Genomic DNA, 14,953 nt, shown 5'->3' with positions numbered 1-14,953 from the left:
TATTTTGACGCTAGAAAATTATCTTCTCGATTGGAATAAACTAAAATGTATTTGTGTCTCAGAAGGGACAGCTTCTTGTGCTAGAGATGCGGGTGCCCTGGATATAGAGGTAGGAAATGGATACGGAACCTCGATACCGAGTGTATTGAAGGCAAAAAAACGTCAAGGTAAGTGGCTCTATCTCCGTCCAAAAGTCGTCGCAAGTGAATGGGTTGATGTGGCACGAAACGAGGGATTTCATATCGATGAAGCAATCGTCTATGAGACGACATGTAATGAAGAAGCAAGAAACTATACGATAGACAAAGATGCCATTTTGGTCTTTACCTCTCCCTCATCGATAGAGTGTTTTTGCGCTTCCTATCCGATCCTCTCCACCTACAGTATCGTTGCTATCGGAAAAACAACACGCGCTGCTTTTAACAATGCTAAAGAGGTTCATGTAAGTCCCAAAACCAGTGTTGCATCGGCGATTGAACTGGCTCGAAAAATTGCCCAAGATACATCTGCGTTTTAAGCATTTTGAGGATATAATCCTATTCTCTGGGCGTAGCGAGTAATCGCAATATGAGGGTTCTACATATACAACTAGTCATATCTGTAGACGTTTCGGTGTGTCGGTGGTCTTGTTTGAGTGCTAACGCATGAGAGATTGCCGCCGGAAGAGACGCTCGATGTGGCGCAATTACAGCTTTGAAGAACCAAAGCTACTGCGAAACGCCCGCCTGGGATTTAATATATATGATTAGACGATAGAGGAATAAAATCCCTCCATCTACGTTAGCCGCTTGGGCTACTGAAGCTAGCTTCTGACGAAGCAGAATTATTTGATTTGAATGACGTTAACGTGTTTTAGATAAGATAATTAAATTTTTTCAAGGTGATCTATGCGAGTAATGGTAATCGGCAGCGGTGGACGTGAATTTTCAATCGGACGGGTATTACAACAAGATCCCGAAGTAACTGAGCTTTTTTTCGCTCCAGGCAACGGTGCAACACCGATGTTAGGCACCAATGTTGAGATTAAAGATTACAAAGAATTGGCACAATTTGCGGTGGACAATGGTATCGATTTAACTATCGTAGGACCTGAGGGGCCGCTCAGCGACGGAGTCGTTGATGTGTTTAAAGCTAAAGGGTTGGTTATTTTCGGTCCAAGCAAAGCGGCGGCACAGTTAGAGGGCTCAAAAGTCTATATGAAAAACTTTTTGGCTAAATATAACATCCCGACAGCGCGCTATATCGAAACCGATCATATCGGTGATGCGTTCAAATTTATCGAGTCGCTAACCGCTCCGATCGTTGTCAAAGCCGACGGTTTGTGTGCGGGAAAAGGTGTTATTATCGCTATGAGTCACGAAGAGGCAAAAGTAGCCGTCTCCGAAATGCTCAGCGGAAAATCGTTCGGCGATGCCGGTAAACGGGTTGTTGTTGAAGAATTTTTAGACGGGTATGAGCTCTCCATGTTTGCTCTGTGCGATGGAAAAGATTTTATCCTCTTGCAAGCTGCACAAGATCACAAGCGTCTACTCGATAATGACGAAGGTCCCAATACCGGTGGGATGGGTGCCTATGCCCCGACACCGCTTGTGGATGACGTAATTTACGAAAAAGTCAAAGATCGTATCGTCCGCCCTACGCTTAAGGGGATGCAAGAAGAGGGAGCACCGTTTGAGGGGGTTCTTTTTATCGGGTTGATGATCGTGAACGGTGAGCCGATTACGTTGGAATTTAATGTCCGTTTCGGCGACCCTGAATGCGAAATTTTAATGCCGCTTTTGAAAACACCTGCTAGTGAGCTTTTTTATAAAGCCGCTACCAAGCAACTCGATATATTAAACGTCGAATTTTACGATAAATACGCGGTCGGTGTCGTTATGGCGAGCCGAAACTATCCGTATGACAACTCTGAACCAGCAGAGATCATCGTCGATGAAATTCACCATGATGAGATTGCACAAAACACCCATATCGCGTATGCGGGTGTAGCGGAAGAAGACGGTAAACTCTACGCCACGGGCGGGCGTGTTCTCGTTTGTGTCGGTGTGGGTGAGAGTATCAAAGAGGCGCGTGATCGTGCTTATATGCTCTGCGGACAAGTCCACTTTGCGGGTAAAAAACTGCGTGGCGACATCGCATATCAGGCATTGCGATAATGAATGAACAGCTTGAATCACTGATCCAACGTGAGCAGATTTCTCTTGCTTCGATTCGTCAAAGGGTTGCTGCTTTTGGAATTGATGAGCTTCTTTTATCAGTTATTATGCTTATTGTTTTATGGGATACTATTGGTAAAGCTGATACATTAGAGGCCATGATCGCAGTAACGAATAGCTTTTTGTTGGAATATATGGCGATTAAAATTCTTTATCAAACTTTTTTTGTGATGCAGTACGGTGCAAGTCTTGGAAAAATCGTTATGAAAATCCGCATAATTGAACTCTCTACCCTCTCCAATCCAACTTTTTTAAGTGCATTTAATCGAAGCGTATTTAGAGTAATCAGTGAACTTCTTTTCTATCTTGGATTTATTTGGGCAATACTTGATCCCTATCAGCGCAGTTGGCATGATAGAATTGGACGTACTTTGGTGATTAATGCGTAAACTGTACTGGATCAGCTTGATCACCTCAACACTGTTATTGGGAGATGAGAAAGTAGAGTTATTTGGTATTGATGTTGATGCGAACGGATCAATAGTAAAATCATCAAACGGTTCCGTTGTCCTTTATCAAGACCAGATACTAAGTGCTAATGAAATAACCTATGATCGAAATAGCAGTATTATAGAGGCTAAAGGAGCTGTTAATGTCTTTAAAGCAAAACAGTACCTTATCATTAGTGATTATTCGCGTATTAACTTAACAAGTGAAACCCGCTATTCCGAACCTTATTATATGCTAGATCAAACTTCGGAAACTTGGGTTAGCAGTGCCAATGCAGAGGCGTGTAAAAGTGAAATTAACCTCTCCGAAGGTGCTTTATCTGGATGTAATTCAGTTGATCCATTATGGAAAATACGATTCAGCAATGCTGATTATAATACCGAAGCAATGTGGGTCAATCTCTATAACGCACGTTTAGAAATTAAAGATCTTCCCGTTTTTTATCTCCCATATTTTGGATATCCAACCGATGACACTCGCCGCAGCGGACTACTTATCCCTACATTTGGATTATCAAATTCAGAAGGCTTCTACTATCAACAACCCATTTATTTTGCACCTAAAAATTGGTGGGACGCAGAATTTCGTCCTCAAATTCGTACATCACGCGGTTCTGGAATTTACACTGATTTTAGGTTTGTTGATACTGCTTCATCAGAAGGTTCAATACGTTTAGGTTACTTTGAAGAACAAGCCAAATATGCAAAAGAATATGATTTAGCCAATCTCAAACATTACGGATACGATATCAACTATCGCCATCGTGCCCCTTTACGAGAGTGGTTTGATGCAGACCTTGAGGGTGAATCGGGTCTTTATGTTGATGGATCATGGATGAATGATGTCGATTATCTCAACTTACAACAAAGCGACGAAACACAAAATGTGACCGCGAATCAAGTACTTTCCCGTATCAACGCCTATTACAGCAGTGAGGATAATTATTTTGGAACCTACTTTAAACACTATCAGTATTTGGATCAAGAGAGTAATGCTCAAACAATCCAAACGCTTCCGAACTTTCAATACCATCGTTATTTGGAGAGCTTTTTAGGAAATCACCTTCTTCTCAGCAGTGATGCAATGGCAACGCATTTTTATCGTCCCGATGGAAAACGGGCTATTCAAGGCGATTTTAATGTTCCGTTGACACTCCAAACTGCTTTATTTGATGAGTATCTCGATTTAAGTTATACCGCAAATTTCACCTCCAAAGCAATCAGCTTTTATGGAAATCCAAAATCAGGGGATAATGTCGATTACGAACAGGGCTTTTATGCCCAACTCGATCATACGCTATCCCTCTCCTCTACACTAGTTCGTCCTTATGAGAACTATACACATGTAATTAACCCATTCATCAGTTATACCGAATCAGGGAAACGTTTCTATAGCGGTTATTACAAAACATATCATGATAGTGAGGTATGTGTGCCTGGAAATACTATCGCCGCATGTGAATATTACAGCCTGAGCGAACCGAGCGATACATTGGCGCTTGGGTTAACAAACTACCTTTTGAAAGATGGAAAACAAATTTTGACTGACCGCCTTTCGCAAAACTTTTCGTATGATGAGATTAGAAGTTATTACGGAGAACTCCAAAATGAGCTTGAATGGGAAATTTCTAAGGCCATTTTCTTTTACAATCAAACCTCGTTTAACCACGATCGTGATCGTATAACAAAAGAACAAAATTCTCTTCGCTATAATGACGGAGTTGCCATGGCAAGTATAAGCCATTATTACACAGATGAATTACGGAATAATCTTCCGGTTTATTCGTCGTATTGGACAGCAGATGCAGCGTATCGATATAATCGTTATTATAAAATTTTTGGTTTGGTAGCATATGACTATCGAGAAGATTTGATGAAACGGAGCGAAATAGGTTTTTTGTACTCTCAACGGTGTCTTGATTTTGGAATTCGATATGTTCAAAACCGACGTCCAATTGTAACAAACGACATTAACAACAATTCAGTTGATGACTCTTATATCTTTATTACAATTATTCTCAAACCGATCGGTGGCTCTGAGTTTAATTACAGACTAACCCACTAAAAGAGGATAGCATATGAAATTAGAAGCAAAAATAGGTCTTTTTGTTATTATGGCGTTGACTGCATTGCTGTTTCTCTCAACTCAAGTGACATCATTGGGAAAATGGGGGCAAGAAGGGTATAAGATCTTTGCTTATATCGAAGATGCTTCCGGAATTGAAAAACATACTCATGTCTTAATGAATGGGGTAACAATCGGTGATGTCAATGAGCTGATGATTGAAGGGAAACGAGTTAAACTAACTCTTATGATCGATAATACGGTGAAGATTCCAGATGATTCATCGGTAATCGTGACACAAGAGTCTCTTTTAGGCTCTAAGGTCATTAATATTGTTGTAGGAGATTCTAGTACTTTTTTAGCCCATGATGGTACTCTTTTACAATCTAAACGCTATGCTTCATTTGACCAAACCAGTGATTCAGTCAATGCGGCAGCAAAAGAATTGGAATTATTACTCCATGATTTTCGTTCCACATTAGATGATGAACACCGCGCTGCAATTCAAGAGATGATCATCGCTTTCCGTAATGTAGGAGTCAATTTAGATGGAGTAATCGTTGAAAATCGTGAAGATTTACATGCCGCAATTGCAAACTTCAGATCAATGAGTGCCGGGTTTAATCAGACAGCCGATACGGTAAATAAAGATCTTCCGGCAATCATGGCACGTATTAATTCACTTTCGACTCGACTCGATAATATTAGTGGCGCACTAGAACAGAAACTACCAGAAGCAGTCGATAAATTTGTCAAACTCGAAGATAATATGAGTATTATGCTCACGGAAAATCGTTCTTCATTGAAAGATACCATAGCCAATGCCGGATCATTTTTCAAAAGTGGTGAAGAGGCATTTGGAAAAATTGATTCTCTGTTGAGTGACTTTACGACGAGCGAATTACAAATTGCAATGCATACCGATTACATGATGCGCGATCAGTATGGAAAAGTTTATTTAGGGGTTAACTATCTCCCTAATCCCGAAACTTATTATATGTTTGATTTGATCAGTACAGATGATTACACAAATTCTATTCCTGTCAAACACTTAAAAGGTAAAACCTATTATTCAATGCAATACGGAAAACGTTTTGATAATACTTTACTCCGGTTTGGTGCAATTGAATCAACAGGTGGAATTGGTGTCGATTATCTTATGAATCATGATCGCTTAAAATTTAGTGCTGAAGCATTTGACTTTAATGCCGTTAATGATTTCAGATCCCAAAGAATGCATTTGAGAACACAAGTACGATACCAAATGCTTAAGCATCTTGAACTTTATGGTGGATGGGATAATTTTCTTAATCCTGAATCACAAAATATATTCTTAGGGCTAGGTCTTCGCTTTATTGATAATGACCTTAAATATATAACCGGTGCTACCTCAATGTCACGATAGCCATCCGCATTTCGCCTCATTATGAGGCTATAAACTAACAGGAAAAATAGATGAAATACAATATAGAACTTGATTTACGCAACAAAAAAGAGGCATATGCCTTTGGACAGGTAGCAGCTCAAGCAAACGGGTGTGCTTGGCTAAAATGTGGAAATACTGTTATATTAGCAACAGTAGTTGTTGATGAGACCGATTTTGTGGATGAAGATTTTTTACCTTTGACGGTTCAATACATCGAAAAAAGTTATGCTGCGGGGAAATTTCCCGGAGGATTTATTAAACGGGAAACCAAACCAAGCGATTTTGAGACTTTGACCTCTCGAATTGTGGATCGATCTTTACGCCCATTATTCCCTAAAGGGTTTGCAAATCCAATTCAAATAACAGTAATGGTACTTAGTGCTGATGCTGATGCTGATTTGCAAGTTTTAGCACTGAACGCTGCATCAGCCGCTCTTTATGTTTCCGATATCGATATTTTTAACTCAGTGAGTGCAGTACGTGTCGCAAAGATCAATGGACAAATTGTTTTTAATCCAACACGTAGTCAATTGGACAAAAGTACCCTTGATTTGTATTTAGCCGGAAGTAAAGAAGATATGCTCATGATCGAAATGCAAACACTCGGAAGCGATGAGATGGAAGTACTCGATATAGATATGATTGATCCTTCTATGAATATCCCTACCATCCCTGTACATGTATCGAATGCAATGCATGAAGATGAACTAATACATCTTCTCGCATCAGCTCAAGAGGTATTATTTGAATCAAACAGTGCATACGAAAATGCCTTTAAAGCGTATGCAAAAGCACCTTTTGAATTGCAAACGATAATCAGTGAAATTAATGTAGAAATGATGGAATACGTTCGCTTAATCCATACTTCTGATCTCAAAGCAGGTATTAACCAAATGGCAAAAACAGAGCGTTCTACGGCCCTTCGCACCATTCGCAAAACGATTTTAAAAGAGAAGCCTGAATGGAATGAACACGAACTCAAAAAAGCGATTGAATCGATCAAACGTTCCATGGTTCGTACCCAAATATTGGATGAAAAAGTACGAGCAGATGGACGAATGCTAAATGAAGTACGTCCGATTCATATTGAAACAAACGTATTGCCAAGTGCTCATGCCTCTGCCCTCTTCACACGTGGACAAACACAAGCTTTAGTCATTTTGACTCTCGGCGGTGCCAAAGATGCACAAATGTTCGAAAATCTTACTGACAGCGGTACACAGAATGAAGCATTTATGGTTCATTACAACTTTCCGGGATTCAGTGTCGGAGAGCCTTCCCCTATCGGAGCACCGCGCCGTCGTGAACTTGGGCATGGCAATTTAGCGAAACGTGCTTTAGAAGGCTCAACAGTACGAAATGGACAAACAATCCGTCTTGTTTCTGAGATATTAGAATCAAACGGTTCATCATCTATGGCGACAGTGTGTGGCGGCTATATGGCTCTGCGTGCCGGTGATATTGAAGTGTGTGATCCGATTGCCGGTGTTGCGATGGGGATGGTTTCTGAGGGGGGACGTCATGCGATTTTGACCGACATCATGGGTCTTGAAGATCATGACGGCGATTTGGATTTCAAAGTAGCGGGTTCCAAAGAAGGGATTACCGCGATGCAGATGGATATCAAACTCGGCGGTATCCATCTCGATGTCCTTAAAGAGGCTCTTTATCAAGCTAAAGAAGCCCGTGCGCATATCATCGATATTATGATCGGTGCAGAAGATCATATCGAGCTGAATGAGGGGACATTGCCGAGTACTGATCTCTTCCACATCGATCCAGGCTTTATTGGCGATATCATCGGACAAGCGGGTAAAACGATCCGTGAGATTATCGAGCGTTTCGATGTAACAATCGATATTGATAAGAAAAAAGGTTCCGTTAAACTGACCGGTAAAAACCGTGACGGTCTGCGCGGTGCACGTGACCATATCGAAGGAATCGTCAGTGGTGCAACTGTGGTGGAAAAAGTGGAGTACAAAGTGGGTGACATCGTCAAAGGGAAAGTGAAAAAAATCGTTGATTTCGGCGCTTTTATCGAACTTCCCGGCGGAGTGGATGGATTAATCCATATCTCTAAACTCTCCGATGGACACATCAGCCGTGTCAGTGATGCGGTGAGTGAGGGGGATGAATTGATGGTAGAGATCGTTGAATTCAAAGGAAATAAGATCGGGCTGGGAAGAGCTAAGTAATCTTTTAGCTCTCTATAACTATAATTCCACCCACAAAGTGATAAGTAGGGACACTATCCGAACGGACTTTGATTTAAATACGGAGATTACTTATGAAAAAAGTTCTTTTTCTTATGCTCGCTCTTGTTGCTTCAGTATTCGGTGCTGAAGAAGCGGTAGCAGTTGTTGAAGGTGCTGTTGAAGCGGCACCAGCTGTGGCTGCTGCATCTACAGACGTTGCTAACCAAACATTGAAAGCGTATTCTATGATCGCTGCTGGTGTTGGTCTTGGTTTGGCTGCACTTGGTGGAGCAATCGGTATGGGTAGCACTGCTGCTGCAACAATCGCTGGTACAGCACGTAACCCAGGTCTTGGCGGAAAATTGATGACTACTATGTTCATCGCTCTTGCTATGATCGAAGCACAAGTTATTTATACACTTGTTATCGCTCTTATCGCTCTTTACGCTAACCCGTACTTGGCTGCGTAAGGTTTATTTATTTTGAACGCCAAAGGAATGCATCCCTTTGGCTTCGCTTGCCGCTAAGGCACTAAAGCTTCTCTCTTCGAGAGAGATTTATTTTTTCTTCATAAAACGCGGACGTGGTGGAATGGTAGACACACTACCTTGAGGTGGTAGCGCATTACGTGTGTGGGGGTTCAAATCCCCCCGTCCGCACCATCTATTTTTAAATCCCCTATTTTTTTTACTTCTTCAAGCAACTTTTTCTATCATGCCCATTTAACTTTATAGTGTAGGTTTGCGTCATCAATACCGTTATTTTTTAAATAACGAACTAAAATCTTTGACGTTTATTTTTTGTGTGTTATAATCAAAATTACTCTATATCACTACAAGGTGGATTAAATTATGAATATCTCTCTCGTCGGACGCCACATCGAGCTCAGTGATGCAATAAAAAATCATCTGATGCATTCTATCGATACTCTCAGTAAATATCATCTCGACCTTATCAGTGTCAATGCGGTTGCCAGCTCGAATGAGCGTAAAAAAGGGGTAACAATCGAATTTACGATCAACGTTGCCGGAAAAAATACGATTGTTATTACCCAACGCGACGATGATCTCTACGCCGCTATCGACATCGCAATCGATCGTGCCCAAAAAGCGCTTCGCCGTTTGCATGATCGCCTCTCAGATCATAAAAATGAAGGGCTGAACGAAGCAAAATTGGCTGCCGCTCACAGCATCGATCTGCATGAAGCAGGCGAAGCGCAAGAAGACGAGATCGTCCCAGCCGAACCGGTTCTCTTTAAGCCCCAAGAGGTTGCGGAAGTCTTAGAGAAACTCAAAGAGAGCGCAAAAGTATTTGATGTTTTTTATGACAATGACGGAAAAATGCGGGTTCTATATAAACGTACCGATGGAAGATTCGGTCTCTATTAATCTTTTTGGGGGGCAAGATAATTCTTGACCTCCCTCACAATAACTTCATCTTCTCCAATATCCGCCCACCGAAACTTTTTACCGCTTTGGATACTCCCCTCCAACAAATCCCCGCTGGAGCGAAATTTCAGATCCAATGCCGCTATCTCAAATCCGCTCGTACAGGTGCTAAACGACTCTAACCGTTCATTTTTACCACTTTTGTTGCTATAGAGATAACAATACCCCTGCAATCCGGTACGGCTGACACGCCCGCGCAGTTGATGGAGTGTTGAGAGCCCCAAACGTTCGGCTCCCACGATGACGACCGTAGAGAGTCTCGGAAGAGAGATTCCCACTTCGACCACCGTCGTAGCAAGTAAAACATTTCCATTTTCCCGAAATGCCATTAATACCGCCTCTTTCTCTTTGTCTTTGCCGTGAGTAATGTAAACATTTTCAAAATTCTTCTCCCAATACCCCCGCGCTTCATCGATACTTTGATAGTTGATACTTTCGCTCTGCTCGACGAGGGGGTAGACAATCAATACTTGATGATCTTGAGTAATCTCAAAACGGATGTGATCTAATAATTTTGTAAAATCGCTTTTGCCGATGATACGAGTCGCAATATTTTTGGTAAATGGGGTCTGGACGATCAAACTCACATCGATATGCGCTGAATCGATCATCGCCTGTGTACGCGGGATCGGTGTGGCAGAGAATTGGAGATAGTGCGGTGAGGTGTCATTATCGGTGAGCTTGGTGAGGGCATGGCGTTGAGCCGTGCCGAAGCGGTGTTGTTCATCCACCATCACCAGCCCCGCTTCGGGGAGAGGTCGATGGAGCAGAGCATGGGTTCCGATGATAAAATCATACTCTTCCAAAGAACCTTTTTTCGTGGCATTAGTAACCAATGCTATTCGTAAATTTGGAAGAAACTTTTGCGCCTCTTCATAAAGTTGTGCGGCGAGGATCGTCGTCGGTGCCATCAGAATCGAGCGGTGCGGTTGCATCAGGATGACGGAGGCTAAAATCACCATTGTCTTCCCCGATCCAACATCGCCCACGATCATACGACGGGAGGCATATTGAGCTATGAGATCGTTTTCAATCTCGTTGATCGCATTTTTTTGATCTTCCGTCAGTTCAAAAGGGAGAGTTTTCATCCACGCACGAATATCTCCCGAAGCTCTATAGGAGGTGTTATGATAACGGCGTTTTAGTCTGAGACGGCGCATATACTCATAAAGTTCGCCGAATTTAAGGGCATGAAGCTGTGACTCACTCATGGGTTTTGGAAGTTCGGGAAAATGGATGCCATAAAGTTCACTCGCTATCACTTCGGGAAGTCCGTCGGCTATTAAGTTTGCAATCGTAATATTTTTCTCAATCAAACGACGCATTACATCGATTCGAAGTGGCGTTTTATAGATGGGTATGAGGGAACCGACGGCACTGATCTTCATCGGATGGACTATCGTCCATTTGCCCAGTTCCCACTGTGCTTTACCGCTAAAGAAAGCGCGCTCGTTTTTGGGAAATTGATGGATCATATAAGGTTTGGGATGGAATATTACCCCCTCAATCACACACTCAAGATTATGGGCGAAGAAAGTAATTTTGAGCGTTTTGGGAGTTCGGACGACGTGTTCAACCGTTGCATCAATCACACATTGCGTGTTAGCGGAAAGTTCATGGCTGAGACGGCGATCTTCAAACGAGGTAGGGGCGATGAGAGAGAGGGCGGTAATACTACCAATCCCTAAACGGTGAAACTTCTCACCCTCCTCACTTGGTAACGATAGCATAACTGAGGTTTTTTATTTCGGCGTGGCGTTTGATAAAATCGTTCACTTCATCCAAAGTCAACGTGCGGATAAGTTCGAGTTCTTGAAGCGAATGTCCTAGCGGTTTTCCTTGATAATATTCGCTAAACGTTCGACCTAGACGCTGAGAGAGGGTTTCGACACGTAACGGTTCGGAACCGAGCAAGAATTTACGCGCTTGATCGAGTTCTCCTTGCGTTACTCCATCGCGGACAAACGTATCGATAACTTCGACCACTGTTTTTTTCGCTTCTTCCTGCGACTCGAGCTTCGTTTGGAGATAACCGCTGAAATAGGTGTTGGTTTTAGCGACACTCAGACGTGAATACGCCGAATACGCCAATCCCCGTTTAACCCGAATCTCTTCCATAAGACGACTTCCAAATCCGCTGCTTCCTAAGATAAACATCGCGACACGAGCTTTGTAAAATTCGCTATCACTTTCGTTCATCGCAAACGGAGCTCCAAAATAAAGATACGCCTGCTCGGTCTGAGGGCGTTTTAGGATCGATTCTTTGGGAGTTTTACGCGGTTCATAATGGCGCTCTTTTCCTACCGTCCCTTTTTCTAATATGCTAAGAAGAGCGTGAACTTTGGCTTTCGCGTCCGCCAGTGAGATATCACCTCCCATAACGATAAGGGCATTACTAAGGATCAAATGACCTTTTTTAAAAGCTTCAATATCGCTAAGTTTGATCGCTTTGATACTCTGCACGGTTCCGATGTTCGGAACCGCCATCGGCGTCCCCTCGAACAGTACCGCTTTGAGCTCATCCGAAGCAACCGTATCAAAATCCGCCTCTTTGCGGGAAATGTCGCTGAGTGCCATCGTTTTTACTTTATCGAGCGATTTGGCGGTAAAGTTCGGTTCACGCAACTGCTCACTCAAAAGAGAGAGTCCGGTATCAAACTCCTCTTTGAGGCTTCCTAGTTCGATAACAAATGTCTCATTTCCTGCATGAGCACTCAACTGAATCGCTCTTGCATCAAGGGCATCGGCAAAGCCGACGGAACCGCGTTTTAGTGAGCCCTCATTTAACATTTTACCGCTTAGTCGTGCCAATCCGTAATGTTTTCCCTCATCGATACTGCCGCTGTGGGTGAAAACGATCTGCATCGATACAATCGGAAGACGTTTCTCCTCTTCGAATATAAAAGGGACTTTTACCCCGTGAACTTCTATAAAATCCAATGTGCTTGCCATAAGTGCTTGCCCTGTAAATAACAAAATTAAGAAGAATTTTAAAGCGCGGTATACTGCGCGTGGGCTCTCTGCCGAAGAGAACCCAGTGTTAACGTAGCCCAAAGGGGCTTTGCTCCTTGGGCGTATCATCGAAATTCTTCTAGAATTTCGTATGCAGTGTTTCTAATTGCCGGTGTTTCTCCGACATCACGGATCAGATGGATCATTTCCTCTTTTGCCATACGAAATCCTGCCCCCGCACTGCGTACGACGTTCTCTTCCATCATCGTCGAGCCCAAATCGTTTGCCCCAAAGTGCAATGCCATCTGACCGATATAAGGCCCTTGGGTCACCCATGAACTTTGGATATTTGGGAAATTATCCAAGAAAAGGCGTGCTACCGCGAGGAGTCGGAGGTATCGATTAGAGGATTGTTTCTCGATTTCGGGATGTTCGATCATCAATTGGGTATTCTGCCCCTGAAACGACCACATAATAAAGGCTCTAAAACCGTGTGTTTCATCCTGAAGATCACGAATCAGATTCCAGTGCTCGATAATCTCCTCATCGGTCTCGACCGTCCCGTACATCATCGTCGCCGTGGACATGATCCCCAACTTATGCGCTTGGCGGTGAACATCGACCCAATCAAGTGAATCCATTTTTTTCGGAGCGATAATATCGCGAACACGATCACTTAAAATCTCAGCACCCGCACCCGGAATCGAAGCGAGCCCTTTGGCTTTTAGCCGAGATAAACACTCTTGGATCGAAATATGGGAGACTTTGGCAATAAAATCAAGCTCAATCGACGAGAAGCCGTGGATTGTGATCGTCGGATATTTGGTGTGGATGTGTTCTACTAGATCTTCGTACCATTCGATTTTGAGCTTCGGATGAACACCCCCTTGGAACAAAATCTGTGTACCGCCGATCTCTAAGAGTTCATCAATTTTTTGATCAATCTCTTCAAAGGTGAGGACGTATGCATCTTCGTCTTTGCCGTGGCGATAAAAGGCGCAGAATTTACAATCAACCCAGCAAACATTAGTGTAATTGATATTACGATCCACGACAAAAGTGGTTATCCCATCGGGATGGAGCTCTTTTTTTCGAGCCGTCGCCATTTTCCCTAGTTCTTTGAGGTCAGCATGGCGGATCAGTTCTAAGGCTTGTTCTTTACTAAGACGCATAATGACCTATTTATCTCGCGAAATAGCGTCAAGAACGCCGTTAATAAACTTCGGTGATTGCTCGCTTCCGAACGCTTTTGCGACTTCGATCGCTTCATTGATAATAACGGCTGAATCGAGTTCTCCGAACATAATTTCATATCCGCCAAGACGGAGCGTCGCACGCTCGATGGAGCCTAAACGGTCAAAATCCCAATCTTTGAGATGTTTAATGATGGCTTCATCCACTTCTGCCAAATGCTCCGTCACCCCTTTGAACAAATCAAGGGCGAAATCACGCTGTTTGTTACGGATTTTTTTCTCTTCGAGAATCTCATCGCTGAAATCGGCAATACTTTGGTTTCCCAAATCATACGCGTACAATAAACTCACTACCGCCATGCGGGCTTGATGACGTGTCGCCATTACGCGCCTCCTACAATTTTATACGCTATAGCGGCAAAGCCACTATTAGCTACGTTAACACTATGTTTACTTCGGCAGTAAGCCCAAATCATCCGATTTCCTCATAAAGGTCAAGCATTTCGATAACAACGGTCATCGCTTCGAACCCTTTGTTCCCTGCTTTGGTTCCTGCACGCTCAATCGCTTGCTCGATAGTATCAGTAGTCAAAAGTCCAAAAGAAACCGGTTTTTTATGTTTCAAACTCACCGTTGCAATCCCTTTGGTCGCTTCGGCAGAGACGTAATCAAAATGAGGAGTTGAACCACGGATAACAGCACCGAGTGCACATACCGCGTCAAATTTACCGCTTGAAAGAAGCTGCTCGATCACCATCGGAAGCTCGAACGCACCCGGTGCCAAAACATGAGTTAGTTCATCCGCCTTTCCGCCATGACGTGCATAAGCATCTTTTGCCCCTTCGACGAGACGATCAACGATAAAGTGGTTCCAGCGTGTACTGACAATCGCTACTCTTTTGTCCGTGCGAACACGAAGTTGTCCTTCTATTAACTTCATAAAAAATCCTTTTTTATTTTTACGCTATTGGAACACCTCCCAATAGACTACGTTAACACTGGGTTCACC

The 14,953-nt window shown here is 42.9% G+C and carries 13 protein-coding genes and 1 tRNA gene; 9 read left to right on the top strand and 5 right to left on the bottom strand.

Annotated features, from left to right (window positions below; all coding sequences use genetic code 11):
* The 9 genes from WA010_RS01560 to hpf all read left to right on the top strand — a co-directional run.
* The coding region (locus tag WA010_RS01560; RefSeq protein ID WP_422555421.1) for a uroporphyrinogen-III synthase at positions 1-517 on the top strand (517 nt) is incomplete at its 5' end.
* 370 nt (positions 518-887) lie between these two features.
* Positions 888-2,156, top strand: a complete 1,269-nt coding sequence (gene purD / locus WA010_RS01555; RefSeq protein ID WP_422555420.1) for a phosphoribosylamine--glycine ligase — start codon at positions 888-890, stop codon at positions 2,154-2,156.
* Positions 2,156-2,605 (top strand): RDD family protein, encoded by a 450-nt coding sequence (locus WA010_RS01550; protein WP_422555419.1) that lies wholly within the window; start codon positions 2,156-2,158, stop codon positions 2,603-2,605. The genes purD and WA010_RS01550 overlap by 1 nt, the downstream gene beginning before the upstream one ends.
* Positions 2,598-4,730, top strand: a complete 2,133-nt coding sequence (locus tag WA010_RS01545; protein ID WP_422555418.1) for an LPS-assembly protein LptD — start codon at positions 2,598-2,600, stop codon at positions 4,728-4,730. Before WA010_RS01550 ends, WA010_RS01545 begins: the two co-directional genes overlap by 8 nt.
* Positions 4,731-4,743: 13 nt before the next feature.
* Positions 4,744-6,135, top strand: coding sequence for an MlaD family protein (locus WA010_RS01540; RefSeq protein ID WP_422555417.1), 1,392 nt, complete (start codon positions 4,744-4,746; stop codon positions 6,133-6,135).
* Positions 6,136-6,185: 50 nt separating this feature from the next.
* Positions 6,186-8,351 (top strand): polyribonucleotide nucleotidyltransferase, encoded by a 2,166-nt coding sequence (locus tag WA010_RS01535; protein WP_422555416.1) that lies wholly within the window; start codon positions 6,186-6,188, stop codon positions 8,349-8,351.
* 92 nt (positions 8,352-8,443) lie between these two features.
* A complete protein-coding gene (locus WA010_RS01530) occupies positions 8,444-8,821 on the top strand; it encodes a F0F1 ATP synthase subunit C (RefSeq protein WP_422555415.1) in 378 nt (125 codons plus the stop codon).
* A gap of 107 nt (positions 8,822-8,928) precedes the next feature.
* A tRNA-Leu gene (locus WA010_RS01525) sits at positions 8,929-9,013 on the top strand.
* Positions 9,014-9,202: 189 nt separating this feature from the next.
* Positions 9,203-9,739, top strand: a complete 537-nt coding sequence (hpf, locus tag WA010_RS01520) for a ribosome hibernation-promoting factor, HPF/YfiA family (RefSeq protein ID WP_422555414.1) — start codon at positions 9,203-9,205, stop codon at positions 9,737-9,739.
* On the opposite strand, the gene recG is transcribed toward hpf, so the two are convergent.
* The 5 genes from recG to ribH all read right to left on the bottom strand — a co-directional run bounded on the left by recG (position 9,736) and on the right by ribH (position 14,884).
* Entirely contained in the window at positions 9,736-11,529 is a 1,794-nt protein-coding gene (gene recG / locus WA010_RS01515; protein ID WP_422555413.1) for an ATP-dependent DNA helicase RecG, read from the bottom strand. The two genes, hpf and recG, sit on opposite strands and share 4 nt — an antisense overlap.
* A complete protein-coding gene (locus tag WA010_RS01510; protein WP_422555412.1) occupies positions 11,510-12,751 on the bottom strand; it encodes a M16 family metallopeptidase in 1,242 nt (413 codons plus the stop codon). Before WA010_RS01510 ends, recG begins: the two co-directional genes overlap by 20 nt.
* A gap of 125 nt (positions 12,752-12,876) precedes the next feature.
* The gene (locus tag WA010_RS01505; protein WP_422555411.1) at positions 12,877-13,923 is read right to left on the bottom strand and encodes a dehypoxanthine futalosine cyclase; all 1,047 of its coding nucleotides are present in this window, start codon (positions 13,921-13,923) and stop codon (positions 12,877-12,879) included.
* A 6-nt stretch (positions 13,924-13,929) separates the two neighbouring features.
* A complete protein-coding gene (gene nusB, locus WA010_RS01500) occupies positions 13,930-14,328 on the bottom strand; it encodes a transcription antitermination factor NusB (RefSeq protein WP_422555410.1) in 399 nt (132 codons plus the stop codon).
* Positions 14,329-14,416: 88 nt separating this feature from the next.
* Positions 14,417-14,884, bottom strand: coding sequence for a 6,7-dimethyl-8-ribityllumazine synthase (gene ribH, locus WA010_RS01495; RefSeq protein ID WP_422555409.1), 468 nt, complete (start codon positions 14,882-14,884; stop codon positions 14,417-14,419).
* Between the last annotated feature and the right edge of the window lie 69 nt (positions 14,885-14,953).

Origin of the sequence: Sulfuricurvum sp. (assembly GCF_049305995.1) — a bacterium.
GTDB lineage: Bacteria > Campylobacterota > Campylobacteria > Campylobacterales > Sulfurimonadaceae > Sulfuricurvum.
Note: the sequence above shows the minus strand (reverse complement) of the source record. Positions and strands in the feature narration are given on the sequence as shown.